The organism is Ancylobacter sp. G4_0304 (assembly GCF_047501495.1).
Lineage (GTDB): Bacteria > Pseudomonadota > Alphaproteobacteria > Rhizobiales > Xanthobacteraceae > Ancylobacter.
This window is the reverse complement of the sequence record NZ_JAZDRM010000010.1, coordinates 1-24031: the sequence shown is the minus strand read 5'-3', so window position 1 is coordinate 24031 and position 24031 is coordinate 1. Positions and strand designations below refer to the sequence as shown.

At 69.2% G+C, this 24031-nt stretch carries 25 protein-coding genes; 15 read left to right on the top strand and 10 right to left on the bottom strand.

All coding sequences use genetic code 11. From position 1 onward, the window contains the following. Positions 1-3 precede the first annotated feature (3 nt). The 10 genes from rsfS (at position 4) to VRZ77_RS07590 (ending at position 10894) form a co-directional block, all read left to right on the top strand. Positions 4-417, top strand: a complete 414-nt coding sequence (gene rsfS, locus VRZ77_RS07635; protein ID WP_414592069.1) for a ribosome silencing factor — start codon at positions 4-6, stop codon at positions 415-417. Between the two features lie 9 nt (positions 418-426). Further along, positions 427-909: a 23S rRNA (pseudouridine(1915)-N(3))-methyltransferase RlmH gene (gene rlmH, locus VRZ77_RS07630; protein WP_414592068.1), complete on the top strand. Its 483-nt coding sequence runs from the start codon at positions 427-429 to the stop codon at positions 907-909. Positions 910-1020: 111 nt separating this feature from the next. Then, the gene (locus VRZ77_RS07625; protein ID WP_414592067.1) at positions 1021-1719 is read left to right on the top strand and encodes a L,D-transpeptidase; all 699 of its coding nucleotides are present in this window, start codon (positions 1021-1023) and stop codon (positions 1717-1719) included. A 114-nt stretch (positions 1720-1833) separates the two neighbouring features. Beyond that, the gene (locus tag VRZ77_RS07620; RefSeq protein ID WP_414592066.1) at positions 1834-3186 is read left to right on the top strand and encodes a murein hydrolase activator EnvC family protein; all 1353 of its coding nucleotides are present in this window, start codon (positions 1834-1836) and stop codon (positions 3184-3186) included. Further along, complete coding sequence (locus VRZ77_RS07615; RefSeq protein WP_414592065.1) at positions 3183-4532, top strand: S41 family peptidase; 1350 nt, start codon at positions 3183-3185, stop codon at positions 4530-4532. The genes VRZ77_RS07620 and VRZ77_RS07615 overlap by 4 nt, the downstream gene beginning before the upstream one ends. 160 nt (positions 4533-4692) lie before the next feature. Continuing rightward, positions 4693-5088, top strand: coding sequence for a hypothetical protein (locus tag VRZ77_RS07610; protein WP_414592064.1), 396 nt, complete (start codon positions 4693-4695; stop codon positions 5086-5088). A gap of 75 nt (positions 5089-5163) precedes the next feature. After that, the gene (locus VRZ77_RS07605; protein ID WP_414592063.1) at positions 5164-5676 is read left to right on the top strand and encodes an RNA pyrophosphohydrolase; all 513 of its coding nucleotides are present in this window, start codon (positions 5164-5166) and stop codon (positions 5674-5676) included. A 138-nt stretch (positions 5677-5814) separates the two neighbouring features. After that, entirely contained in the window at positions 5815-6438 is a 624-nt protein-coding gene (locus VRZ77_RS07600) for a TetR/AcrR family transcriptional regulator (RefSeq protein ID WP_414592062.1), read from the top strand. After that, positions 6435-7709, top strand: coding sequence for an efflux RND transporter periplasmic adaptor subunit (locus VRZ77_RS07595; RefSeq protein ID WP_414592061.1), 1275 nt, complete (start codon positions 6435-6437; stop codon positions 7707-7709). Before VRZ77_RS07600 ends, VRZ77_RS07595 begins: the two co-directional genes overlap by 4 nt. Continuing rightward, complete coding sequence (locus VRZ77_RS07590) at positions 7709-10894, top strand: efflux RND transporter permease subunit (RefSeq protein ID WP_414592060.1); 3186 nt, start codon at positions 7709-7711, stop codon at positions 10892-10894. The genes VRZ77_RS07595 and VRZ77_RS07590 overlap by 1 nt, the downstream gene beginning before the upstream one ends. Before the next feature lie 184 nt (positions 10895-11078). Here the strand turns inward: VRZ77_RS07590 and VRZ77_RS07585 are convergent, their stop codons facing one another. The 3 genes from VRZ77_RS07585 to VRZ77_RS07575 all read right to left on the bottom strand — a co-directional run bounded on the left by VRZ77_RS07585 (position 11079) and on the right by VRZ77_RS07575 (position 13344). Beyond that, the gene (locus tag VRZ77_RS07585; protein WP_414592059.1) at positions 11079-11753 is read right to left on the bottom strand and encodes an LON peptidase substrate-binding domain-containing protein; all 675 of its coding nucleotides are present in this window, start codon (positions 11751-11753) and stop codon (positions 11079-11081) included. A 46-nt stretch (positions 11754-11799) separates the two neighbouring features. Then, positions 11800-12717: a thioredoxin gene (gene trxA / locus VRZ77_RS07580; RefSeq protein WP_414592058.1), complete on the bottom strand. Its 918-nt coding sequence runs from the start codon at positions 12715-12717 to the stop codon at positions 11800-11802. A gap of 87 nt (positions 12718-12804) precedes the next feature. Next, positions 12805-13344, bottom strand: a complete 540-nt coding sequence (locus tag VRZ77_RS07575) for a prolyl-tRNA synthetase associated domain-containing protein (RefSeq protein ID WP_414592057.1) — start codon at positions 13342-13344, stop codon at positions 12805-12807. A 150-nt stretch (positions 13345-13494) separates the two neighbouring features. Here VRZ77_RS07575 and VRZ77_RS07570 point away from each other — a divergent pair, with 150 nt between their 5' ends. Next, on the top strand, positions 13495-14298 hold the full coding sequence (locus VRZ77_RS07570; protein ID WP_414592056.1) for a gamma-glutamyl-gamma-aminobutyrate hydrolase family protein: 804 nt from the start codon (positions 13495-13497) through the stop codon (positions 14296-14298). 19 nt (positions 14299-14317) lie between these two features. On the opposite strand, the gene VRZ77_RS07565 is transcribed toward VRZ77_RS07570, so the two are convergent. Beyond that, positions 14318-14992 carry a GntR family transcriptional regulator gene (locus tag VRZ77_RS07565; RefSeq protein WP_414592055.1) on the bottom strand — a complete coding sequence of 225 codons (675 nt, stop codon included), beginning with the start codon at positions 14990-14992 and terminating at the stop codon, positions 14318-14320. A 182-nt stretch (positions 14993-15174) separates the two neighbouring features. Between VRZ77_RS07565 and VRZ77_RS07560 the strand changes: the two genes are divergently transcribed. Together VRZ77_RS07560 and VRZ77_RS07555 are read left to right on the top strand one after the other, a co-directional pair. Beyond that, complete coding sequence (locus VRZ77_RS07560) at positions 15175-15414, top strand: Trm112 family protein (protein ID WP_414592054.1); 240 nt, start codon at positions 15175-15177, stop codon at positions 15412-15414. A 50-nt stretch (positions 15415-15464) separates the two neighbouring features. Then, complete coding sequence (locus VRZ77_RS07555; RefSeq protein WP_414592053.1) at positions 15465-16169, top strand: glutathione S-transferase N-terminal domain-containing protein; 705 nt, start codon at positions 15465-15467, stop codon at positions 16167-16169. Positions 16170-16172: 3 nt separating this feature from the next. Here VRZ77_RS07555 and VRZ77_RS07550 read toward each other — a convergent pair whose 3' ends face one another. Further along, complete coding sequence (locus VRZ77_RS07550) at positions 16173-16718, bottom strand: gamma-glutamylcyclotransferase (RefSeq protein ID WP_414592052.1); 546 nt, start codon at positions 16716-16718, stop codon at positions 16173-16175. Positions 16719-16974: 256 nt separating this feature from the next. On the opposite strand from VRZ77_RS07550, the gene VRZ77_RS07545 reads away from it, so the two are divergent. Next, entirely contained in the window at positions 16975-18093 is a 1119-nt protein-coding gene (locus VRZ77_RS07545; RefSeq protein WP_414592051.1) for a DUF2125 domain-containing protein, read from the top strand. Positions 18094-18109: 16 nt separating this feature from the next. Here VRZ77_RS07545 and edd read toward each other — a convergent pair whose 3' ends face one another. The 5 genes from edd to VRZ77_RS07520 form a co-directional block, all read right to left on the bottom strand. Next, positions 18110-19954, bottom strand: coding sequence for a phosphogluconate dehydratase (gene edd / locus VRZ77_RS07540; RefSeq protein WP_414592050.1), 1845 nt, complete (start codon positions 19952-19954; stop codon positions 18110-18112). A 42-nt stretch (positions 19955-19996) separates the two neighbouring features. Beyond that, complete coding sequence (gene pgl / locus VRZ77_RS07535; RefSeq protein ID WP_414592049.1) at positions 19997-20695, bottom strand: 6-phosphogluconolactonase; 699 nt, start codon at positions 20693-20695, stop codon at positions 19997-19999. After that, entirely contained in the window at positions 20692-22167 is a 1476-nt protein-coding gene (zwf, locus tag VRZ77_RS07530) for a glucose-6-phosphate dehydrogenase (protein WP_414592048.1), read from the bottom strand. Before zwf ends, pgl begins: the two co-directional genes overlap by 4 nt. A gap of 279 nt (positions 22168-22446) precedes the next feature. Then, positions 22447-23019 carry a hypothetical protein gene (locus VRZ77_RS07525; RefSeq protein ID WP_414592047.1) on the bottom strand — a complete coding sequence of 191 codons (573 nt, stop codon included), beginning with the start codon at positions 23017-23019 and terminating at the stop codon, positions 22447-22449. A gap of 143 nt (positions 23020-23162) precedes the next feature. Further along, entirely contained in the window at positions 23163-23435 is a 273-nt protein-coding gene (locus VRZ77_RS07520) for a hypothetical protein (RefSeq protein WP_414592046.1), read from the bottom strand. Between the two features lie 77 nt (positions 23436-23512). On the opposite strand from VRZ77_RS07520, the gene VRZ77_RS07515 reads away from it, so the two are divergent. Then, positions 23513-24031 (top strand): hypothetical protein (locus tag VRZ77_RS07515; RefSeq protein ID WP_414592045.1); only part of this gene is annotated, 519 nt, incomplete at its 3' end.

Here is a 24031-nt window from a genome sequence, read left to right as displayed (position 1 = left end):
ACCATGGCGCTCTCAGCGGCCGCCTCCAGCCCGGCGACTGCCCCTGTCTCCGAGCCGCGTTATGACGCGGAGGAGATCCTGGCTCTTGTGCTCACCCGTCTCGACGAAGACAAGGCCGAGGACATCATTTCCATCGAACTGCGCGGCAAGACCACGATCGCCGACTACATGGTCGTGGCGTCTGGCCGTGCGCAGCGTCACGTCGGCGCCCTTGCCGAGCACCTCGTCGAGGCGCTCAAGGAACGCGGCGTGAAGAACATCCGCGTCGAGGGCTTCCCGGCCTGCGACTGGGTGCTGATCGATGCCGACGATGTCATCGTCCACATCTTCCAGCCGGAAGTGCGGAGCTTCTACAATATCGAGAAGATGTGGTCCGGCGCCCATGCCGACGCGTCTTCCAAAATGCCGCGCGGCTGAGCCCGAAGGGTGCGGCTACTGGTCTGTGCCGTGGGCCGGCTCAAAGCCGGACCCGAACGGGAATTGTGCGCGCGTTATATCGAGCGCACCCGCAAGGGCGGCCGGGCGCTCGGCCTCAGCGGGCCGGACATCGCCGAGATTTCCGAAAGCATGGCGCGCCGCGCCGATGACCGCATGAGCGAGGAAGGCACGGCCCTCCTCGCCGCGCTTCCCGAGGAAACCGCGGTGCTCGCCCTCGACCCGCGCGGCACGGAACTCTCCAGCGAACAGCTTGCCGCCGACGTCGCGGCGCTGCGTGACCGGGGCGTGCGCGCGCTGTCCTTCCTGATCGGCGGGGCGGACGGGCTGAGCCCGGAGGTGCACGAGCGGGCCGACCGGCTGGTCGCCTTCGGCCGCGCCACGTTTCCGCACCAATTGGTGCGTGTGATGCTCGCCGAGCAGATCTATCGCGTGACGACGATCCTTGCCGGCCATCCCTATCACAAGGCGTGAGCCGGATTCACATACCGCGTCACGGCGCTGCGTCACGGCGCTGAGACACGACTTGCCACCCGAACCGCCTGCCGGCAATGTCCGCGCAGCAGGATACGAGACCACCCGATCATGATGAAGAACCCCAGCAAGGCGGCTGCCGGCCGCATGGATGAACCCGGCCGCGCCGGCCTGTTGAGCCGCCGCTCGTTCCTGGCCGGCTCCGCCCTCGGGCTGGGTGCGCTGGGGCTCGGGGGCTGCGCGTCGGTGGACGGCATGAGCCTTGCCGAGGCGCAGAAGGTCTACGGGCCGCTGCCGGAGGAGAAATTTCCGATCCCCGGCGTCGATCTCTCCAAGGTGGACCGGAAATATTTCCGCCGGACCGTGGCCTATGCCTCCGAGGAAGAACCGGGCACCATCATCGTCGATCCCGCCAATTACTACGTCTACCGTGTCGAAGGAGACGGCAAAGCGACCCGCTACGGCGCCAATGTCGGCCGCGACGGGTTCCGCTGGAGCGGCGACGCCTATGTCGGGCGCAAGAGCGAATGGGCGACCTGGACGCCGCCGAAGGAAATGATCAAGCGCCAGCCCGAGGCGGCCAAATATGCCGGCGGCATGCCCGGCGGCCTCGACAACCCGCTCGGCGCCCGCACGCTCCACCTCTATCAGAACGGCGTCTACACGCTGTACACGATCTACGCGACCAGCGCTCCGGAGACCATCGGCTCGGGGATCACCAGCGGCTGTGTCGGCCTGCTCAGCCAGGACATGATCGACCTCTATGACAAGACCCCGGTCAAGACCAAGGTCGTGGTCCTGCCGGCCTGATCCTGTCCCGCGCCGGCGCCGTCAGCTGCACGGATGCGGGATAACGCCGGCCCTCCCGGCGGTTGGCGTTTTCCTGTTAAGTGGGCATTAACCGACGCAGCCTCTCCTGATCCGATGCTCATTCCGCCCGTCCGCCTGCGCTTCCCGCCGCCCAGCTCCGCGCGCCTGCGTGCCGGAGGCGGGGCCGCGCTCGCGCTTCTCGCCGTGCTCGCGTGGTCGGGGCCCCTGGCGGCGCAGTCATCCGCGCCGTCCGGCGAGACCGATGCCGCTCGCGCCCAGAGGGAGCGCATCGAGAAGCTCGACGCCGACATGAAGGGCAGCGCTGCCGAGCAGGCGCGGCTGCAGCAGGAGATCGCCGCCCTGCGCGGGGACCGCGCCAAGCTCACCAGCGCGCTGATCGATACCGCGGTGCGGGTGCGCGAGGTCGAGGAAAAGCTCGACGCCAGCGAGCAGCGCCTGGTGATTCTCGGCCGCGAGGCGCAGGACATCCGCGACTCGCTCGACGCGCGCCGCTCGACCCTTGCCGAAGTGCTGGGCGGGCTGGTCCGGCTTGGCCGCCTGCCACCGCCCGCGCTGCTGGTGCGCCCCGACGACGCACTGGATTCGGTGCGCTCGGCCATGCTGCTGGGCGCGGTGCTGCCGGAGCTGCGCGCCGAGACCGATCTGCTCGCCGTCGAGCTCGCCGCGCAGGAGCGGGTGCGCCGCGAGACGGTGAGCGAGCGCGACGCTCTCGCAGAATTGAAACTCTCGCTTGCCGAGGAGCGCCGCCGCACCAGCGCCCTGATCGAGGAGCGCCAGGCCTCGCTGGCGGCGGGCGAAGCCGCGCTCGCCGGGGAGAAGGCGCGGGCCGAGGCGCTGGCGGCGGAAGCGGGGAATGTCCGCGAGCTGATGACGCGGATGGAGACCGAGATCAAGGCCGCGCGGGAGGCCGCCGAGGCGGCGCGCGCGGCGATCGCCAAGGAAAATCAAGGGCCTGAGGACAAGCTGGCCGCGCTCTCCAATCCGGGGCGCCTGACGCCGGGCATTGCGTTCGAGGAGGCCAAGGGGCTTCTGCACCAGCCGGCGGGCGGCAATGTGCTCAAGCAGTTCGGCATGCCCGATGCCTATGGCGGGGCGGAGAAGGGCATTTCCTTCGGCACCCGCGCGCAGGCCCAGGTATCGGCACCGAGCGACGGCTGGGTGGTCTATGCCGGCCCGTTCCGCTCCTACGGACAGCTATTGATCATCAACGCGGGCGGCGGATACCATATATTGCTGGCGGGGATGGATAAGATAACGGTCGGTCTGGGACAGTTCGTTCTGGCCGGGGAGCCGGTGGCGGTGATGGGCAATGGCCCGCAGCTGGTTTCGTCGGTCGGCCTTGGAACCGCCCAACCTATTCTTTACGTCGAGTTCCGTAAGGACGGAAATTCGATCGATCCCACGCCCTGGTGGGCGACGAGCGAGAGCGAGAAGGTTCGCGGATGATGCGTAGGACGTCAGTATTTCTCATGGGTGTGGCGGCCGGTGCCATCGTCGCGGTCGGCGTTTCGCAGCCTCGTCTGCTGCTGGAGCCGGGCAAGGCGGTCGCGGCCGCCTCCGACACCTATCGGCAGCTCAACCTGTTCGGCGACGTGTTCGAGCGCGTGCGCGCCGACTACATCGAGAAGCCGGAGGATTCCAAGCTGATCGAGGCGGCCATCAACGGCATGCTCTCCTCGCTCGATCCGCATTCCGCCTATCTCGACCTCAAAGAATACCGTGACATGCAGGTGAACACCCGCGGCCAGTTCGGCGGGCTGGGCATCGAGGTCACGATGGAGGACGGCCTCGTCAAGGTCGTCGCCCCGATGGACGAGACACCCGCCGCCAAGGCCGGCATCCAGGCCGGCGACCTGATCGCCAAGCTGGACGACGAGGACGTCAAGGGCATGACGCTCAGCCAGGCGGTCGAGAAGATGCGCGGCGCGGTGGCGACCCCCATCAAGCTGACCGTCATCCGCAAGGGCGAGGACAAGCCGCTCGAATTCACGCTGGTGCGCGACCTCATCAGCCTCAACACCGTGCGCTCCCGCGTCGAGGGCGAGGATATCGGCTATATCCGCATCTCGCAGTTCGCCGATCCGACCTCGGACGGGCTGAAGAAGGCCATCGCCGACCTCACCGCCAAGATCGGCGAGGACAAGCTCAAGGGCTTCATCATCGACCTGCGCAACAATCCCGGTGGCGTGCTGCCGCAGGCGATCGAGGTCTCCGACGTGTTCCTCGACCGCGGCGAGATCGTCTCGACCCGCGGCCGCGACCCGAACTCGACCGAGCGCTACAATGCCCGCCCCGGCGACCTCGCCAAGGGCAAGCCGGTGATCGTGCTGGTCAATGGCGGCTCGGCCTCGGCGTCGGAAATCGTCGCCGGCGCGCTGCAGGACCACAAGCGCGCGACCATTCTCGGCTCGCTCTCCTTCGGCAAGGCCTCGGTGCAGTCGGTGATCCCGGTCTCCGGCAATGCCGCGATCAAGCTGACCACGGCGCGCTACTACACGCCGTCGGGCCGCTCGATCCAGGCCAAGGGCATCCAGCCCGACATCGAGCTGATCCAGGACGTCCCCAAGGACGTGAAGGAGAAGGCCGAGGCTGCCGGCATCGAGACCACGCGCGGCGAAGCTTCGCTCAAGGGCCACCTGAAGAACGGCGAGGACGAGAAGACGGGCTCGCCCGCCTATGTGCCGCCGGATCCCAAGGACGACACCCAGCTCCAGCTCGCCATCGACCTGATGCATGGCGTGCAGAAGAATGCGGCCTATCCGGCCGATCCCAAGGCCGCCGTCCCGAACTGAGGCCCACCGCGCCAAGGCGCGACCCTCCGGCCAGAGCAACACGACCCCGCCCGCGACCGGGCGGGGTTTTTCTTTGCGCCAAGCTGTTGCGTGTGCGCAACGATTCCGCGCCTTCCTGCCGCGATCCTGCCTTGGTCCGGCGCGATAAGGCGGCATGGACATGCTTCGCAACACCGCCGCGCCGCGCCTGCCGATCCTTGTCGACGACGACCGGGTGGCCGGCGACCCGCTCGGCCGCGATGACGGGCGCGACAGCGCTCACAACCGGGCGGCGGTCGCGATCTTCGGCGTGGCCGGGCTCGCGGTGGTCGGGGTGCTGTTCGGTTGGCTCTCCACGCGCGGCTCCGAGCCGGCCTGGACCGATCATCCCGCGCTGATGCTGCCCGGCGGCGCGCCGGTGCCGGCGGATGCGCCGATGCTGCGCCCCGGCTTCGATAGCAGCGCGGCCGGTGACGCGGTGATCTCCGATCCCGCGCCCAATCTGGCAACCGCCCGTTCCGCGCTGCTGACCGTGGCGCCTCTCGCGCTGCCAGCCGGGCAGCCGGTGACGCGCTGAACGCTACGCATTGGCGTCGTCATCGCCTATCATGATGCCGCCTCAGCCATGAACCCCGCCAGTCACGCGCCCGCCATGACCCCTTTCGAGAACCTGCCCTATCGCCCCTGCGTCGGTGTCCTCCTGGTCAATCGCGCGGGCCTCGTGTTCATCGGGCGCCGCAGCGGCGGCTCCGAGCATGTCGACGCCACCCATAGCTGGCAGATGCCGCAGGGCGGGATCGACGCCGGCGAGAGCCCGGCGGAGGCGGCGCGGCGCGAGCTCTATGAGGAGACCAATGTGCGCTCGGTCGAGCCGCTCGGCGAGGCGCCCCACTGGCTGGCCTACGACCTGCCAGAGCCGATCGCGCGCGAGGCCTGGAAGGGGCGCTTTCGCGGCCAGACCCAGAAATGGGTCGCGCTGCGCTTTACTGGCCCGGACAGCGAGATCGATGTGCTCCATCCCGGCGGCGGTGCCCACAAGCCGGAGTTCGTGGAATGGCGCTGGGAGCAGCTGGAGCGCACCCCGGCGCTGATCATTCCGTTCAAGCGCGCGGTCTATGACCGGGTGGCGGGCGACTTTGCCACGCTGGCGGTGCCGGCGGCCTGATTTCCCAACTTTCGGCACGCGGATCGATTAACCGTGATCGCCGCAAATCGTGCGAACGAACGTTCGTTCTTGACTCAGGTCTTGCTTCCGCCATAGATGCGAACGAACGTTCGCTCTCTATCGAGCCCGGAGCCATTGATGGTCGCCCTCGCCACTGCCCCGAAAGCTGATCCGCGCCGCCGCGTGCTCGACGCGGCGATCGCCTGTTTCACGCGGAACGGCTTTCACGGCACCAGCATGCATGAGATCTGCGCCGAGGCGAGCATGAGCCCCGGTGCGCTCTACCGCTATTTCCCCTCCAAGGACGCGATCATCATTGCGATCGTCGAGGAGGAGCGGACGCTGCGCGCGCGGCTGATGGAGCATCTGGAGAGCGCGCCGGATTTCGTCGGGGCGCTGACCGCCATGGGCACGCAGCTGTTCACCGGCGAGATGGAGATGGTCTGCGCCGAGCTTGGCCCGGAGATCGCCGCCGAGGCGATGCGTAATCCTGCGCTGAAGGTGATGTTCGACGAGGTCGAGGCCGAGATGGACCAGTCGATGCGGCGCGCGCTGCTGGCGGCTCAGGCGCGCGGCGAGGTCGATGCCGGGCTCGATCCCGATGCGGTGATGGTGATGATCAACGCCATCGGCGACGGCCTCATGCTGCGCAACCGCCTGTCCCCCGAATTGCCGCTCGGCGAGATGATGCCCGTTCTGGGCGATCTGATCCGCCGCATGCTGGCCCCCCGCACCACCACTGCCACGGACGCCCGGTCATGAGTGTGAAGTCTCCCTCCGTTCGCGGGCGCGTCGTGCTCGCCGTCGGCCTGACCGCTGTCGTGGTCGGGTTCGGCTATCTCGCCTTCGGCGACCGGGTGGCGGACGGGCTCGGCCTGTCCGATACCGCGCAGGCGACGCCGAGCGTGCCCGAGCCCGCGCAGGTGCGCGGCATCGCGATTTCGGTGGTGCCCGCCGCGCGGCGCGAGGTGGCCGAGCGGCTGCCGGTGACCGGCACGCTGGTCCCGCGCGAGGAAATCATGGTCGGACCGGAGATCGACGGCTTCCGCATCGTCGATATTCTGGTCGACGAGGGCGATCGCGTCGAGAAGGGCCAGGTTCTGGCCCGGCTGTCGCGCGACATGCTCGACACGCTGCTGGCGCAGAACGCGGCGAACGCCGCCAAGGCGCAGGCCGCCATCGCCCAGCAGAAGGCCTCGCTCGAACAGGCCATTGCCCAGCGCATCGAGGCCGAGGCCGCCGTCGAGCGCGCGCGCACCTTGATCAAGACCGGCGCCACCTCGCAGGAAGTGCTGGACCAGCGCGAGCGCGCCGTGAAGGTGGCGGCCGCGCAGGTCACCGCCGCGCAGGAGATGGTCACGGCCGCCGAGGCCGAGGCCGACCAGATCAAGGCGATGCGCGACGAGCTGGAGGTCCGCCTCGCCCGCACCGACATCAAGGCGCCGGAAGCCGGCATCGTGTCCGCCCGCGCCGCCCGGCTCGGCGCCATCGTGCTCTCGGCCAATGCCGAACCGCTGTTCCGCATCGTGAAGGACGGCGCGATCGACCTCGACGCCGAAGTGCCGGAATCCATGCTGCCGCGCATCGCCGCCGGTATGAAGGTCGCGGTGGTGCCCGCCGGCTTCGACGCGCCGGTCATGGCGGAAATCCGCCTCGTTGGCGCCAAGGTCGACCCGGCCACCCGCCTCGCCCGCGTCGCGGTGGCGATGCCGGCCGACGAGCGCCTGCGCCCCGGCGCCTATGCCCGCGGCACCATCGATGTTGCGCGCCGCGAGGGCGTGGCCCTGCCGCAATCGGCGGTCCAGTTCAGCCCGCAGGGCACCTTCGTGCTGGTGGTCGCCAATGAGCGCGTCGAGCAGCGCGCGGTGAAAACCGGCCTCAAGGGCGAGGGCTATGTCGAGATCGTCGAGGGGCTGAAGGAGGGCGAGAGCGTGGTGGCGCGCGCCGGCGGCTTCCTGCGCGACGGCGACCACGTGACTCCGGTGCCGGTCGATCCGGCCTCGCTATCCGCGTCCGCGAAGGGTGGTGCCTGATGGCCCTCAATATCTCCGCCTGGTCGATCCGAAAGCCGGTTCCCTCCATCGTGCTGTTCGTGGTGCTGACCGCGCTCGGCCTCTACACCTTCGACCGGCTGCCGATCACCCGCATGCCGAACATCGACGTGCCGATCGTCGCCGTCACCGTCGCCCAGCCCGGCGCGGCGCCGAGCGAGCTTGAGACCCAGGTCACCAAGCGCGTGGAAACCGCCATTGCCGGCGTGCAGGGGGTGAAGCACATCACCTCCTCCATCACCGAGGGCGCCTCGGTCACCACGGTCGAGTTCCAGCTTGAGACCCAGGTCGACCGCGCCGTGAACGACGTGCGCGACGCGGTGACCGGCATCCGCTCCGAGCTGCCGCAGAGCATCGAGGAGCCGCTGATCCAGCGCATCGATGTCGAGGGCATGTCGATCGTCACTTATGCCGCCTCGGCCCCGGCCATGACGCCGGACGAATTGTCGTGGTTCGTGGACGATACCGTCATCCGCGCGCTGCAGGGCGTGCGCGGCGTGGCGCAGGTCAAGCGCGAGGGCGGCGTCGACCGCGAGATCCGCATCTCGCTCAATCCCGACCGGCTCGCCGCGCTCGGCGTGACGGCGGCGGACGTCAACCGCCAGCTCGCCGCCACCAATGTCGACCTTGCCGGCGGGCGCGGCGAAATCGGCTCGCAGGAGCAGTCGGTGCGCACGCTCGGCGGCGCGCTGACCGTGGACGAACTGGCGCAGACCCATATCGCTTTGCCGGCCACCGCCACCTCTTCGGCGCGCCAGGTGCGGCTCGCCGATCTCGGCACCGTGACCGACGGCGCGGCCGAGCCGCGCATCTTCGCCCGGCTCGACGGCAAGCCGGTGGTGGCCTTCGGCATCTACCGCGCCAAGGGTTTCTCCGACGTCGTGGTCGCCGACCGGGTGGCCGAGGCGCTGGCCGCGCTGGAGAAGGCGCACCCGGAGGTCGACATCACCCTGATCGACTCCACGGTGAAATACACCCAGGCCGACTATGAATCGGCTATGCACACGCTGGTCGAGGGCGCGATCCTCGCGGTGATCGTGGTGCTGCTGTTCCTGCGCGACTGGCGCGCCACCATCATCTCGGCGCTGGCGATCCCGCTGTCCATCCTGCCCACCTTCTGGGTGATGGACATGCTCGGCTTCTCGCTGAACGGGGTGAGCCTGCTGGCGGTGACGCTGGTGACCGGCATTCTGGTCGACGACGCCATCGTCGAGATCGAGAACATCGTGCGCCATATGCGCATGGGCAAGAGCGCCTACCGCGCCGCCATCGACGCCGCCGACGAGATCGGCCTCGCCGTGGTCGCGACCACGCTGACCATCGTGGCGGTGTTCATGCCGGTGAGCTTCATGGGCGGCATTGCCGGGCAGTATTTCCGCCAGTTCGGCATCACGGTCGCGGTGGCGGTGCTGTTCTCGCTGGCCGTCGCCCGGCTGCTGACCCCGATGCTCGCTGCGTATTTCATGCGCGATTCCGGCCACCGGGAGACGCCGGACGGCCTTGTGATGCGGTTCTATGTCCGGCTGCTGAAAGCGTCGGTGAAGCACCGCTTCATCACCACGGCCGGCGGCATCCTGCTGTTCATCGGCTCGATGTGGCTTTCCACCCTGCTGCCCTCGGGCTTCATTCCCAATGCCGACGTGTCGCGCTCGGTGCTGGTGCTGGAGCTGCCGCCGGGCTCGACGCTCGCCAGCACGCAGAAGGTGGTGGACGAGATTTCCGACGAGCTGCGCCAGCAGCCGGAGGTCGCCAGCGTGTTCGCGACCGCCGGCGGTGGGGCGTCCGCCGGGCCGGTGAGCGCGGCCGGCGAGGTGCGCAAGGCGACCATGATCATCAATCTGGTGCCGCGCGCCGAGCGTAACGATACCCAGAAGCAGTTCGAGATGCGGATGCAGGAGGAGATTGCGCGCATTCCCGATCTGCGGTTCAACTTCGGCGCCTCGGGCGGCGCCGGGCCGGGCGGGCGCGAATTCACCATCATCCTGTCGGGCTCCGATGGCGCGCAAGTCGAGGCAAGCGCGCTGGAGCTGGAGCGCGAAATCCGCACAAGCGTGAAGGGGCTGACCAATGTCGTCACCTCGGCGGCGCTGGAGCGCCCGGAAATCCGCGTGGTTCCCAAGCTGGCGGAAGCTGCCGAGCTCGGCGTCTCGGTGGCCGACATCGCCGACACGGTGCGCATCGCCACCATTGGCGACGTCTCGCAGAACCTCGCCAAGTTCTCGGCCGGCGACCGTCAGGTGCCGATCCGGGTCCAGCTCGACGAAGAGGCGCGGTCGGCCATCGCCACCTTCGAGACGCTGAAGGTGCGCACCGCCTCCGGCGCGGCGGTGCCGCTGTCCTCGGTGGCGGACCTCGTCTTCGGCTCCGGCCCCTCAAGCCTCGACCGCTACGACCGCGCGCGCCGCGTCGCCATCGAGGCGGATCTGGCCGGCACCACCCAGCTTGGCGAGGCGCTCGCCGAGGTCTATGCGCTGCCCGCCGCCAAGAACCTGCCGGCCGGGGTGACGCTGAAGGAAAGCGGCGACGCCGAGATCATGGCCGAGGTGTTCGGCGGCTTCGCCACCGCCATGAGCGCGGGCGTGATGATGGTGCTGGCGGTGCTGGTGCTGCTGTTCGCCAATGTGCTGCAGCCCATCACCATTCTGGTGGCGCTGCCGCTGTCGGTGGGTGGCGCCTTCATCGCGCTGCTGCTCACCAATAATGCGATGACGCTGCCGGTGGTGATCGGCTTCCTGATGCTCATGGGTATCGTGACCAAGAACGCGATCCTGCTGGTCGATTTCGCCCTCGAATCGGTGGCGGCGGGCCATGACCGCACCACCGCGCTGATCGAGGCCGGCCGCAAGCGCGCGCAGCCGATCGTGATGACCACCATCGCGATGGCGGCGGGCATGGTGCCGTCCGCCATCGGGCTCGGCGAGGGTGCCGCCTTCCGCGCGCCGATGGCGATCGCGGTGATCGGCGGCCTGCTGGCCTCGACCCTGCTGTCGCTGGTGTTCGTGCCGGCGGTGTTCACGCTGATGGACGATCTCGGTCGCCTGTTCGGGCGGATCTTCGGCCGCTTCGTCGGCGCGCGCGACGAGGCGGAGGACGAAGACGCCGCGCCGCCGACCTCGGTGCTGCCCACGGTCCACCGCATGCCCCCGCCGCCGATGGCGGCGGAGTAGCGGCCATCGCGCCCATGGCGGCGGAATGAGCAACCCCGCGCCGATGGCGGGGGAGTAGAACGCCCGGCTCCCTCTCCCCGCGGGGAGAGGGTTGGGGTGAGGGGGCTCGACGCTCCCCACCCGGCCTCACCGAGAAGTTAGGCGGGCCACCTCTCCCCATCCGGAGAGCCTGCGGAAGCCCGCCTTATTGCAGGGGCGTGTCGTCGCCGTCGCCGCCGGTGCGCGCCAGCGACATCTGCGTCACCGCGATCAGCATGTCCGCGCGGGCGCCGAGATCTGCCGCCTCCAGCAGCGCCTGCTTCTCGCGCGGCCCGAAGGGCGACATCATGGCGAGCGCATTGACCAGCGCCTCGTTCGGCGCGTCCTTGATGCTCTCCCAGTCCGCCTCCAGCCGGTTGGCGTCGAGATAGTCGGCGAGCGTGCGCAGAAGCGTGCTGCGATCCACCTTGTCGGCGCCGAAATCCGGGGTGAAATCGCTGGCGAACGGGGCGTAGTCCACCCGCGCTTGCCGGTAAGCGGTGTCGACGTCGAGCTCCTCGACAACCCGGAAGCGCGAGATGCCGGAGAGGTTCAACAGGTAGCGCCCGTCGCCGCTTTCCGCGATCTCGGTGATGCGCCCGACGCAGCCGACGGACGCCAAGCCGGAGCGGCCGAGGCCGCGTATCGCCTCGGGCGCCGGCTGGATCATGCCGATCAGCCGCGTGCCCTTCAGCCCGTCGTCGATCATCGCGACATAGCGCGGCTCGAAGACGTTGAGCGGAAGCTGGCAGCGCGGCAGCAGAAGCACGCCGTCCAGCGGGAATACCGGGATGATCCCGGGGAGCTCGGAGGGGCCCTCATAGGGCCGGTTGATCGGCATGGGGGCTCCTCCCCTCAAGAGCGGCGCGGCCGGGCGGGAGCCCGGCTCACGCGAACAGGATGGAGGACAGGCGGCGCCGGCCGAGCAGCGTCATTTCGTCGGCCGGCCCCCAGGCTTCGAAGAACTGCACGAGCTGCTTGCGCGCGCCGTCGTCGTTCCAGTTGCGGTCGCGGCGCACGATGGTGAGCAGCTGGTCGATCGCCTCCTCGCGCTTGCCGCGCGCATTGAGCGCGAGGGCGAGGTCGAAGCGGGCCTGATGGTCGAGCGGATCGGCGGCGACCTTCGCTTCGAGGTCCTTGACGTCGCCCAGCGCGGCGGCGGCCTCTTCCAGCTCGATCGCGGCACGCACGGCGGCGATGGCGGCGTCGTTCGCGCCCTTTTCCGGCACCTTGGCGAGGATCGCCTTCGCCGCGTCCAGCGAGCCGGCGGCAAGCTGGGTGCGGGCGAGGCCGGCGAGCGCCTTCAGGTTCTCGGGCTCCTCGGTGAGGATATGGGCATAGAGCTCGCTCGCGCCCACCAGGTCGCCCTCTTCCAGGGCGGCATCGGCGCTGAGCAGGATTTCCTCAGTGCTGTCGGGCGCGCCGGCGGTAAGCCGGTCGACCAGCGCCTTGATCTGGCCCTCGGGCTGCGCGCCCATGAATCCGTCCACCGGCTGGCCGTTCACGAAGGCGTAGACGGTGGGCAGCGACTGGATGCCGAGCTGCTGGGCGACGGCGGGGTGCTCGTCGGTGTTCATCTTGGCGAGCCGCACCTTGCCCTTGGCCGCGCGCACCACCTTTTCGATGATCGGGGTGAGCTGCTTGCAGGGGCCGCACCACGGCGCCCAGAAATCCACCAGCACCGGGCGGGTGCGCGATTCTTCCACCACGTCCTTCATGAAGGTCTTGGTGGTGGTGTCGATGACGATATCGTCGCCGCCCGCCGCGCCGGGGGCGGGGGTGTCCGCAGGCTGGTTCAGCAGCATGACGTCTCCTGCAATGCTCGCTCGCGCTGGTCGCGCCTCAAAGATGGTCGGTCGGGCCGCAAATGCAACCGTGCGGAAGCTCCGCGCTCAGCCTTCCGTCGTAGCCTCGGCGTCCTGCCGGCGCGGGACGGCGAGAATCAGCGGCTCGTGCCCGGTGTCGCGCAGAAAGCGGATCAGGTCGGCGCTGGCGATGGTGGTGGTCGCGGTGTTGACCAGCGGGTGACAGTTGATCACGTCGTGCGCCATCAGTTCGGCGTCGAGCACCACGGTGACGCGGCCCTGGCGGTCGTTGACCGGACCGAAGGCGGTGACCGCGCCGGGCTTCACGCCCAGCACCTCCTCCAGCAGCTCGGCGCTGCCGAAGGACAGCCGGCTCGCCGCGCCGAGCGGCTGGTGCAGGCTCTTCAGATCGACCTTCGCCTCCTCCTCGACCACGACGAGGAAGAGACTGCCCTTCTTGTCCTTCAGGAACAGGTTCTTGGTGTGGCCGCCGGGAATGTCGCCGCGCAGCGCCTGCGAATCCTCCACCGTGAACAGCGGCGGGTGCTCGACGGTGCGGGTGGCGATGCCGAGCGCCTCAAGGCGGGCGAAGAGGGCATCACGGGAGAGCGGGGCGGCATCGGGCATCGGCGAACCTCTCGGATTGCCGCGCTTCTAAGCCGTCGAGCCATGCACGGGCAAGGGGTCTGGCGTGCGCGGGCGATCAATCCGGTTGACAGGAACCGGCGGCCGATCCCACATCGCGGGACGTCAGTTACCAGCAACCGAGCGGCAATCATGCGTCCAGTGATCGGCATCATCTCCGATGTGAAGGCCAGCGGCAGTCAGATCGTGCATGGCGTTACCGAGAAATATGTCTATTCGGTCGCCAAGGGCGCGCAGGCGCTCCCTGTTCTGCTCCCCGGCACGGTCTCGGCGGTCGATGCCGACATGGCGCCCGAGCGGCTGGTGGTCGACGAGGTGCTGGAGCTGGTCGACGCGATCTTCCTGCCCGGCAGCCCGTCCAATGTCGCCCCGCATCATTATGGCGACGCCGCCTTCGACCCGCCGCTGCCCTCCGACCCGCACCGCGACGACCTCTCGCTGCCGCTGATCAAGGCGGCGATCGAGCGTGGCGTGCCGATCTTCGGCGTGTGCCGGGGCTTTCAGGAGATGAATGTCGCGCTCGGCGGCACGCTGTTCCAGAAGCTCTACGAGCAGCCCGGTCGGTTCGACCACCGCGAGGACACGCGCCTCGACATGGCCGGGCAATACGCCCCGGTGCATGAGGTACTGCTGGAGCCGGGCGGGATGCTGGAGGGCCTTGCCGGCGCCCCGACCTGGCGGGTGAACTCGCTGCACGGGCAGGGCGTGGCGCAGCTCGCGCCGGGGCTCACCGTGGAAGCCCGCGCGGTGGACGGCACCATCGAGGCGTTCCGTGTCGCCGACGCGCCGGGCTTCAATCTCGCGATCCAGTGGCACCCGGAATGGCGGTTCTGGGACGACCGGCTGTCGAGCGCCGTGTTCACCGCCTTCGGCGCGGCGGCGCGGCTTCATGCCGAGCGGCGCCGTGGCGGGCGCCGGCTGAACGCGGCCGAATAGTGCCGTCGAGGTAGCGCCGTCAGCCGAGCTGCGCGCGCAGATGGCCGATGCCGTCGCGTATATCGGCTTCGATGGCGGCGCGCAGGGCGGCCTCGTCGCGCGCTTTCAGCGCGGCCAGCGCCTCGGCATGGCGATCGACCGGGTAATGAGTGTCGAGATCGGCCAGCGCCATGCGCATGAACGGGCCGATCTGCAGCCAGACCGATTCGATCAGCGGCAGCAGCACGCTGTCCGCCCGCACCCCGTAAAGCGCGGCGTGGAAGGCCAGATTGGTCTCGATGATCGCCTCGGTGTCGGCATCGGCCACGGCTTCGTCCGAGGCGCGGTTGAGCACGGCGAGCCGGCGGATGAAGGCGTCGTCCGCCCCATCGAGCGCGCGGGCGGCCGCCTCGCTCTCCAGCAGCGTGCGCGCCGCGACCAGCTCGTCGAAGCGCCGCGCGGTCATCTCCGGTACCCGCACGCGGCGGTTATCCAGCAGAACCAGCGCCCGCTCGGCCACCAGCCGCGCCAGCGCCTCGCGCACCGGCATGGCGGAAACCCCCATCGCCTCGGCGAGGCCGCGTATCGTCACCGCCCGCCCCGGCGGGAAGCGCCCGGCCATCACGGTGCGCCGCAGCCGCCGGAACACCCATTGCTGGACGGTTTCGCCGTGAAGGCGGGGCGGGTCGGCGATGTCGAGCGGCGTCGGTTCCATGGGCAACGATCTTAGCGCCCGATACCGCCGCGCAACAGCTCCGCCACGCGCTGCGCGCTGGCGACGCGAGATTGTCAGCGTCGACGGCTACAAAACCGGATCGCGCGTCTATATCTCATCCCCCGACCGCTCATTCTCCGCCCGCTTATCCTGCGCCGCGCCACATCTCTCCCGGAGTTCCCATGGCCGAGAAACCGCATCTGCCGTCCGCCGCTTCGTACCATGCCGGCCACGAGCTCGATCCCAAGCTGCTGGAGATACTCGTGTGCCCGGTCACCAAGGGCCCGCTGGACTATGACCGCGCGGCCCACGAGCTGATCTCGCGCGCCGCCCGCATCGCCTACCCGATCCGCGACGGCATCCCGATCATGCTGGCCGACGAGGCCCGCCCCCTCACCGAGGCGGAGCTGGCCGGGCGCTGAGCCCTGCACGCAGCGACGTCCCCGCCGCATCTGTCCCCTGGAGCCGTCCCATGGCCGATCTGTCCGCCTTCCCGATCACCCGGCGCTGGCCCGCCCGTCATCCCGACCGCTTGCAGCTCTATTCCTTCCCGACCCCGAACGGGGTGAAGGTCTCGATCATGCTGGAAGAGATCGGCCTGCCCTATGAGGCGCACACCATCAAGATCGGCGACAACGAGACCTGGACGCCGGAGTTCCTGTCGCTGAACCCGAACGGCAAGATCCCGGCGATCCTCGATCCCGACGGGCCGGGTGGCAAGCCGCTCGCCCTGTTCGAATCCGGCGCGATCCTCGTTTATCTCGCGGAGAAGACCGGCAAGCTGCTGCCCGCCGATCCGGCGGCGCGCTACGAGACGCTGCAATGGCTGTTCTTCCAGATGGCGGCGGTCGGCCCGATGTTCGGCCAGCTCGGCTTCTTCCATAAATTCGCCGGCCGCGAGTATGAGGACAAGCGCCCGCTGGAGCGCTACCGCGCCGAATCCCAGCGCCTGCTCGGGGTGCTGGAGGCGCGGCTCGCGGGCCGCGACTGGATCATGGGCGACGACTACACCATCGCCGATCTCGCGCTCATCGGCTGGGTGCGCAACTTGATCGGCTTCTATGAAGCGGCCGAACTGGTGGATTACAAGAGCCTGACCCATGTGCCGGCCTGGCTGGCGCGCGGCCTTGCCCGCCCGGCGGTGCAGCGTGGGCTGGAGATTCCGCCGAGGGCGTGAGGGCTACAGCCGCTCCACGATCCAGCGCATCTGCGGATCGTGGATGCCGAGCTCGAAGAGGTGGCGGTCGGTGGCCGTGACGTAATCGGCATTGGGCCCGCCCACGCCATGACCCTGCCGCACCAGATGCAGCCGCTCCTCGGGGGTGAGGCGGCCGGCATATTGCGCATGGCCGCGATCGACCAGAAAGACCAGGGCCGGCACGGCGCGTCCGCTGCCGTCCCGCAGCCACACCCGCTGGGTGGCTTCGCGGTAGATCTTCGTCACCTGCTCGCGCTCGCGCAGATAGTCGAGCGTCGCCGCGGCCCGGTCGCGCCCGACGCGGAACGCCATGCCGATGCAGCTTCCCCCGCGATCCAGCCCGAGCACGAGGCCGGGCCGCTCCGGCGTGCCGCGCCAGTGCACCGACAGCACGCAGAGCGAGCGATGCGCCCCGATCAGCCGGCCCGGCGCGCGCTCCTCATAGTCGAAGCCCGGATTCCACATCAGCGAGCCATAGCCGAACACCCAGAGGTCTTCGGCGGGCGGGGCGGGATCGCGCAGGGTCATGGTCGAATCATCGCGGGTGGACAAAGGCGGCAAGAGAGAAGGCGCGGACGGTGCTCGGTGAAAGCCGAGATTAGCCGCCTTTGCGACCGGGCGGAATCGCCCCCTCGTGCCGATCGGGCCTTCTCCTCAACGGTTTGGGCATAATCCGGCCGTATCGCACCGCGATCATCACCGACCGCCTCGCCGCCGGCTTGCATGCCCGGCCGTGCATTCTACGGTGGGGCCGCCCGACGGCCCCCTTAAGGAGACCAATGCCTTGAGCCTTTCCGACATGCCGCCCGAGTTCCGCCATGCCGATGAACCGGATGCGGGAGCTGAGACGCCCGCGCCCCGGCGCCGTCCCGCCTGGTGGGTCGCGCTGCCGGCTCTGGCTCTGGTGGTGGCGGGGCTCGGCTGGACCGCGGCCTGGTATTATGCCGCCGGCCGAGCCGAGCGCGAGATCGACAGCTGGATGGCGGCGGAAGGCGCGCGCGGGCGCAGCTGGAGCTGCGACAACCGCCGGATCGGCGGCTATCCGTTCCGCTTCGAACTGAGCTGCGATGCTCCCAGCGTGGTGATCCAGGGCCCGACGCAATGGACCTGGAAGGCCGACCGCGTTCACGCGGTGGCGCAGGTGTGGAACCCCCGGCACATCATCGCCGAGTTCCGGGGTCCGGCGACGCTGAGCGAGGCAGCGAGCGGGCGCACCATCACCGCCGGCTGGTCGTTGCTCCAGGTCAGCGGAGCGGGCACGGCGGAGCGGCTGGACCGGTTCTCGCTCGCCGCCAACGACTACACGCTGGCCGAGGGTGGCGCGACCATCCTGTCCGCCCGCCATCTCGAACTGCATCTGCGCCAGCATCCGGGCGAGGCGACGAATGCGGCGCTCGACATCGCGATGGAAGTGGACGACGCCACCGGCATGGCGCTGATGGGCGGCGCGCCGGCGGCCGCCACGGGTGTGGCGACAGGAGCAACCCCGGTCGACGCCCTGCTTCAGGCCACCGTCACCGGCGTGCCGGGGATTACGGTGCTGCCCTTGGAAGCGCGGCTGGCGAGATGGCAGGCCAATGGCGGGCGGGTGAAGATCGAAGAGGCGCGGATCAGCGCCGGCGGCGGGATGATGGCCGCCAGCGGCGAGCTGGGGCTCGACCCGCAGCGTCGCCTCGACGGCAATGTCACGGTTTCCGTGGTCGAGGCCGGCAAGCTGCTGCCGGTGCTCGCCACCGCCGGGCTGATGCCCGATTTCATGGCCGGGCTGGCGCCGATGCTGGGTGCCGCCGGCATGCCGTCGCAGGTCGACGGCGTGAATGCCAGCGCCTTCCCGTTCGTGTTCAGGAACGGGCGGGTGGCGCTCGGCATCCTGCCGCTCGGCAAGATCGGCCCGGTGTTCTGACCGGAGGGGAGCCCGGTCAGCCCAGCGCGAAGATGGTGGCGCCGGTATCGGCCGTGCCCACCGCGCCGCGGAACGCGCCGAACAATTCGCGCCCGACACCCCAGTGCGAGGGCTCCAGATCGGCCGGCGCCGGGCTGCGGGCCGCCCATTCGGCCGGGTCGACCAACACGGTCAGCGTGCCGGCCACGGCGTCGAGCCGCACGATGTCGCCCTCCCGGATCAGCGCGATCGCCCCGCCATCGGCGGCTTCCGGCGTGACATGGATCGCCGCCGGCACCTTGCCGGAGGCGCCCGAGAGCCGGCCATCGGTGACGAGGGCGACCTTGTTGCCGCGATCCTGCAGCACGCCCAGCGGCGGCATCAGCTTGTGCAGTTCCGGCATGCCGTTGGCCTTGGGGCCCTGGTAGCGCACCACGGCGACGAAATCGCCCTTGAGCTCGCCGGCCTTGAACGCCTTCTGCAATTCCTCCTGCGAATGGAACACCTTGGCCGGCGCCTCGATGATGTGGCGTTCGGGCGCGATGGCGGAGGTCTTGATCACCGCGCGCCCGAGATCACCCGAGAGCAGCTTGAGCCCGCCCGTCGCCTGGAACGGCGCCTTGGCGCCGCGCAGCACCGCCTCGTCGCCGCTGGTCGGCGTCCCGTCGCGCCAGGCGAGGCTGCCGTCCGGCGCCAGCGTCGGCTCCTGCGTATAGGCGTCGAGGCCGGAACCCCACACCGTCTCGACGTCGCGATGCAGCAGCCCGTCGCCGAGCAGTTCGCGGATCACGAAGCCCATGCCGCCGGCGGCGTGGAAATGGTTCACATCGGCCTTGCCGTTGGGGTAGACGCGGCACAGCAGCGGGGTGATGTCGGCGAGGTCGGAGAAATCGTCCCAGGTCAGCTTGATGCCGGCCGCCGCCGCCATGGCGACGACGTGCAGCGTGTGATTGGTGGAGCCGCCGGTGGCGTGCAGCCCGACCACGCCGTTGACGAAGGCCTTCTCGTCCAGCATGCGCCCGACCGGGGCATAGCCATTGCCCAGCGCGGTGATCGCCATCGCCCGCTCCGCCGCCGCCGTGGTCAGCGCGTCGCGCAGCGGGGTGTTGGGGTTGACGAAGGAGGCGCCGGGCAGATGCAGGCCCATGATCTCCATCATCATCTGGTTGGTGTTCGCCGTGCCGTAGAAAGTGCAGGTGCCCGGCCCGTGATAGGAGAGCGATTCAGCCTCCAGCAGCGCGTCGCGCCCGACCTTTCCTTCCGCGAACAGCTGGCGGATCTTGGCCTTCTCGTCGTTCGGCAGGCCCGAGGTCATCGGCCCGGCGGGAATGAACACCGCCGGCAGATGGCCGAAGGACAGCGCGCCGATGACGAGCCCCGGCACGATCTTGTCGCAGATGCCGAGGAACACGGCGGCGTCGAAGGTCTGGTGCGAGAGCGCGACCGCGGTCGCGAGCGCGATCACGTCGCGCGAGAACAGCGACAGCTCCATGCCGGCCTCGCCCTGGGTGACGCCATCGCACATGGCCGGCACGCCGCCGGCCACCTGCGCCACGCCGCCGGCCGCGCGGGCGGCGGCGCGGATCAGGTCGGGATAGTGCTCATAGGGCTGGTGGGCGGAGAGCATGTCGTTATAGGCGGTGACGATGGCGAGGTTGGCACCCGCGCCCTCGCGCAGCATCGCCTTGTCGCCCGGCCCGCAGGCGGCGAAGCCGTGCGCCTGGTTGGCGCAGCCGAGCTTGGCGCGGCTCGGCCCCTTCTCGGCGGCGGCCGCGATCCGGTCCAGATAGCGCGAGCGGTTGTCGTAGGAGCGCCTGACGATGCGCTCCGTCACCTCGCCGAGGCGGGCGTTCACGCTGGATGGCGTTGCGGAGGCTGCCATGCGGATCTCCTTCATGTGTTCGGTTCGGCGGTGCCCGTCAGCTCACGGGCACCAGAAAATGTCGGGCGGTCGCGGGGCGCGCAGCACGGCGCGCACCGGCATGTCGGTTTCCGGCCCGTCCTTGAGCGCGGCGGCGAGCACGGGCCGCTTGCCCTCACCCTCGATATGGAGCGCGAGGCGGTCCGCCGCCAGCAGCAGCGGCAAGGTCATGGTGACGCGCGGCTCGCCGGCGCCTTCCGCGCGCATCGGCAGGAGGCCGAGCGTGCCGTCGGGATCGAGCGCGCGCTCCAGATTGTCGCCGCCGGGAAAGAACGAGGCGGTGTGCCCGTCCTCGCCCATGCCCAGCACCGCGCAGGCGAGCGGCCAGTAGAGAATCTCCAGCGCCTCGTCGAGGGCGAACAGCCCGTCCTCCGGCGTCGCGGCGTCATTGGCCAGAGGCACGAAGCGTGCCGCGGCCGCCGGGCCCTTCAACAGATGCTCGCGCACCAGCCGGGCGTTGGAACGGTCCGAGGTCTCGCGCACCCAGCGCTCGTCCACCAGCGTGATGCCGATCTTCGACCAGGGCAGGTCCTTCGCCGCCAGCGCCTCGAAGAAGCGCACCGGGGTGCGCCCGCCGGAGACGGCAAGGCTCGCCCCGCCATCCTTCGCCACGCGCGCCACTAGCGCCTCGCCGACATAATCGGCCAGCGCCGCGGCCAGCGCCGCGCCGTCCGGGAACTCATGGAGACGCGGCGCGCTCATGCGCCGTCCTCCAGCCACGTGCGGCCGTCGCGCTCGATGAGGGCGATGGCGGCGGAGGGGCCCCAGGTTCCGGCGGTGTAGGGGCGCGGCGGCTCCTTGGAATTGCGCCACGCCTCAAGGATCGGGTCGACCCATTCCCATGCCGCCTGCACCTCGTCGCGGCGCATGAACAGCGTCTGGTTGCCGCGCACCACGTCGAGGATCAGCCGCTCATAGGCGTCGGGATTGCGCACCTTGAACGCCTTGGCGAAGCTCATGTCCAGCGGCACATGGGTGAGGCGGATGCCGCCCGGACCGGGGTCCTTGATCATCAGCCACAGCTTCACGCCCTCGTCCGGCTGCAGGCGGATGACGAGCCGGTTGGATTCGATCGGCCCGACATTCTCGTCGAACACCGAATGCGGCACCGGGCGGAAATTGACCACGATCTCGGAGACGCGGGAGGCGAGGCGCTTGCCGGTGCGCAGGTAGAACGGCACGCCGGCCCAGCGCCAGTTCGCCACTTCCGCCTTCAGCGCCACGAAGGTCTCGGTCTGGCTGCGCGAGGAGCCGAGCTCCTCCAGATAGCCCGGCACCGCGCCGCCCGCCGAGGCGCCGGCGCGATACTGCCCGCGCACCGTCACCGCGCCGACATTGTGCTCGTCGATCGGCTTCAGCGCCCGCAGCACTTTCAGCTTCTCGTCGCGCACCGCGTCGGCGTCGAGCGAGGAGGGCGGCTCCATCGCCACCAGACAGAGCAGCTGGAGCATGTGGTTCTGCACCATGTCGCGCATGGCGCCGGCGGTGTCGTAATAGCCCGCGCGCTCCTCGACGCCGAGCGCTTCGGCGACGGTGATCTGCACATGGTCGATATGGGCGTTGTTCCACAACGGCTCGAACAGCGCGTTGGCGAAGCGCAGCGCCATCAGGTTCTGGACGGTTTCCTTGCCCAGATAATGATCGATGCGATAGACGCGGTCTTCGGGGAAGATGCGGCCGATCTCGTCATTGAGCGCCAGCGCCGAGGCGAGGCTCTTGCCGATCGGCTTCTCGATGACGACGCGCGCGCCCTCGGCCATGCCGTATTTGCCGAGCTTCTCGCAGATCGGGCCGAAAAGCTCCGGCGCGGTGGCGAGATAATAGACGCGGATGCGCTCGCCCTGCCCGGCCATGCATGCCGCAAGATCGTTCCACCCGGCCTCGTCGGCGGCATCGGCCGCGATATAGGAGAGCCGGGCGAGAAAGCGCTCCACCTCCGGCCCGCCGAGTTCGGCGGCGGGGATGTGGTCGGTCAGTGCCTTATGGGCGAAGGCGCGGAACTCCTCGTCGCTCATGGCCCGGCGCGAGGTGCCGACGATGGTGGCTTCGGGGGGGATCTGCCCGTCGAGGTCGCGATGGAACATTGCGGGAATCAGCTTGCGCCGCGACAGGTCGCCGGTGGCGCCGAACACGGTGAGCACGAAAGGGGCGACCGGAATTACGCGGCTGGTCATCGTCTGGCGTCTCCTTGACAATCGCGCCGGGAAACCGGGCGCGGGCATTCCGGTCCTGTCGCCTGAGGTACGTACATCATCATCCCCAGTCTGGAATTTCTAGCAAGAACGATTCCGCGGGGGCTGAACCGTGAGGGTGATGGTGGGCGGACGCCCGGGGAAGCGGCGGGAATCGCCGCCACGGCATCAGGCATTCTCTCCCCCGCGCCGCCGACATTCAATCCCGTCACCGTGGCTGTGCGATGACCGGTCTCCCCGCCACCGACCGCCATTCTGGTATCAGAGGAACGCCGTGACGGGGTGCCAGCTGACGATGCGGAAGGAAAATCTTGAAAAATCGTGGGTTTCGCCGCTAATCTCGAACCATGCCATCGCGACGATGACGCAGCTAACGCCTGCGGAGGCCGCGTCCGAATGATGAAAAGACGTCTCGACACCCATCTGGCCCTGGTGTTCGGTGTCACCGTCACACTGGCGCTGGTCGGCATCATCTCCTTCGTGAACAACCGCGCGGCCGCCGTTCTTGAGGGCGCGACCTCGACGATGTTCGCACAGATGACGCATCAGAGCCGCGCCAGCATCGACGACAGCTTCACCAACCTGAACCTGATGACCGCGATGTTCGCGGCCGACCCGCAGGTGCTGAATCGCTCGCCGGAGAACGAGCGGGCACTGGTGCGGCAGTTCAGCCTGATCATGCAGGCCAAGCCGTTCACCTCCGCGATGTATGTCGGCTATGACGATGGCGAGTTCATCCTGCTGCGCCAGCTCACCTCGCCGGTGGCGCGGCGCAACCTCGCCGCACCGGACACTGCCCGCTACCTGTTGCAGACCATCCGCAACACCGCGCAAGGTCGCGAAACGCGGTTGGTCTTCCTCGACGCCGCGCTCAACGCCGTGGGCGAGCTGGACCGGCCGGACTTCTTCTACGATCCGCGCAACCGGCGCTGGTACTATGACGCCTTCGCCAGTGACGGCGCGGTGCTGACCGATCCCTACCGCTTCTTCGCCACCGCCGAGAGCGGCGTGACCATCGCACGCCGCATCGCCAGCAACCGGGGCGTGATGGGGATCGACCTCAGCCTCGCCGACCTGTCGGCGGCCTTGCGGCGGATGAAGAGCACGCCGTCCTCGGAGCTCATCATCACCGACCCGGACGGCGCGGTGATCGCCGCCAGCAACCCGGCCGCCGAGCTGCCGACCGCGTACCAGAATTCACCCTCGCGCGGGCCGGTCGCCAACGTCGCCTCGACGGTGGTGCCGACCATGCTCACGGCGGTGCGCAGTCATGACGGGAGCGACCGAACCACGGTCATCAGCGACCATGGCCGCGCCTGGACCATGCATGTCGCCCCGCTGCGCTCCGGCCAGTGGACCTTCGCCATGGCAGTCGCCATGCCGCAGGACGAGATCATGGCCGGCGTCCGGCATCGTCACCACGCTCGGCTGGATCAGCCTCGGCCTGATCGTCGTGGTGATCCTGGCTATCCGCTACACCGCGACGGCGGTGAGCCGTCCGCTGATGGCGATCGCCGAAGAAGCGGCCGCCATCCAGACCTTCAATTTCCAGGAACTGCCGGGCAATACCCGCTCCTCGGTGACCGAGATCGATACGCTGTCGCGCGCGATCCAGAATGCGCGCCTCACGATCCGGCGCTTCATCGAGATCGGCCGCGCCCTCTCCGCCGAGCGCGACCCCGACCGGCTCACCCGCCGCCTGCTCACCGAAACCATCAGCATCACCTCGTCGGAGACCGGCTTCATCTTTCTGACCGAGGACAATGGCGAAACCTTCCTGATGCTGCGCGACCCCTCCGAGCGCCGCGCGCCGGCAGGCGAGGTGGCGGCGGGCGATCTGGGGGCG

Excerpts from the sequence above, each read along its gene's own strand:
- VRZ77_RS07570 (WP_414592056.1), top strand. The coding sequence starts at position 13,495 with ATGCGTCCAGTGATCGGCATCATCTCCGATGTGAAGGCCAGCGGCAGT.
- rsfS (WP_414592069.1), top strand. The coding sequence starts at position 4 with ATGGCGCTCTCAGCGGCCGCCTCCAGCCCGGCGACTGCCCCTGTCTCC.
- zwf (WP_414592048.1), bottom strand. The coding sequence starts at position 22,167 with ATGACCAGCCGCGTAATTCCGGTCGCCCCTTTCGTGCTCACCGTGTTC.
- trxA (WP_414592058.1), bottom strand. The coding sequence starts at position 12,717 with ATGCTGCTGAACCAGCCTGCGGACACCCCCGCCCCCGGCGCGGCGGGC.
- VRZ77_RS07565 (WP_414592055.1), bottom strand. The coding sequence starts at position 14,992 with ATGGAACCGACGCCGCTCGACATCGCCGACCCGCCCCGCCTTCACGGC.
- VRZ77_RS07555 (WP_414592053.1), top strand. The coding sequence starts at position 15,465 with ATGGCCGATCTGTCCGCCTTCCCGATCACCCGGCGCTGGCCCGCCCGT.
- VRZ77_RS07600 (WP_414592062.1), top strand. The coding sequence starts at position 5,815 with ATGGTCGCCCTCGCCACTGCCCCGAAAGCTGATCCGCGCCGCCGCGTG.
- edd (WP_414592050.1), bottom strand. The coding sequence starts at position 19,954 with ATGGCAGCCTCCGCAACGCCATCCAGCGTGAACGCCCGCCTCGGCGAG.
- VRZ77_RS07585 (WP_414592059.1), bottom strand. The coding sequence starts at position 11,753 with ATGCCGATCAACCGGCCCTATGAGGGCCCCTCCGAGCTCCCCGGGATC.
- VRZ77_RS07610 (WP_414592064.1), top strand. The coding sequence starts at position 4,693 with ATGCTTCGCAACACCGCCGCGCCGCGCCTGCCGATCCTTGTCGACGAC.
- VRZ77_RS07625 (WP_414592067.1), top strand. The coding sequence starts at position 1,021 with ATGATGAAGAACCCCAGCAAGGCGGCTGCCGGCCGCATGGATGAACCC.
- VRZ77_RS07615 (WP_414592065.1), top strand. The coding sequence starts at position 3,183 with ATGATGCGTAGGACGTCAGTATTTCTCATGGGTGTGGCGGCCGGTGCC.
- VRZ77_RS07520 (WP_414592046.1), bottom strand. The coding sequence starts at position 23,435 with ATGGTCGGCACCACCGTCGAGGCGACGTTGGCGACCGGCCCGCGCGAG.
- VRZ77_RS07595 (WP_414592061.1), top strand. The coding sequence starts at position 6,435 with ATGAGTGTGAAGTCTCCCTCCGTTCGCGGGCGCGTCGTGCTCGCCGTC.
- VRZ77_RS07605 (WP_414592063.1), top strand. The coding sequence starts at position 5,164 with ATGACCCCTTTCGAGAACCTGCCCTATCGCCCCTGCGTCGGTGTCCTC.
- VRZ77_RS07620 (WP_414592066.1), top strand. The coding sequence starts at position 1,834 with ATGCTCATTCCGCCCGTCCGCCTGCGCTTCCCGCCGCCCAGCTCCGCG.
- VRZ77_RS07550 (WP_414592052.1), bottom strand. The coding sequence starts at position 16,718 with ATGACCCTGCGCGATCCCGCCCCGCCCGCCGAAGACCTCTGGGTGTTC.
- VRZ77_RS07590 (WP_414592060.1), top strand. The coding sequence starts at position 7,709 with ATGGCCCTCAATATCTCCGCCTGGTCGATCCGAAAGCCGGTTCCCTCC.
- pgl (WP_414592049.1), bottom strand. The coding sequence starts at position 20,695 with ATGAGCGCGCCGCGTCTCCATGAGTTCCCGGACGGCGCGGCGCTGGCC.
- VRZ77_RS07575 (WP_414592057.1), bottom strand. The coding sequence starts at position 13,344 with ATGCCCGATGCCGCCCCGCTCTCCCGTGATGCCCTCTTCGCCCGCCTT.
- VRZ77_RS07560 (WP_414592054.1), top strand. The coding sequence starts at position 15,175 with ATGGCCGAGAAACCGCATCTGCCGTCCGCCGCTTCGTACCATGCCGGC.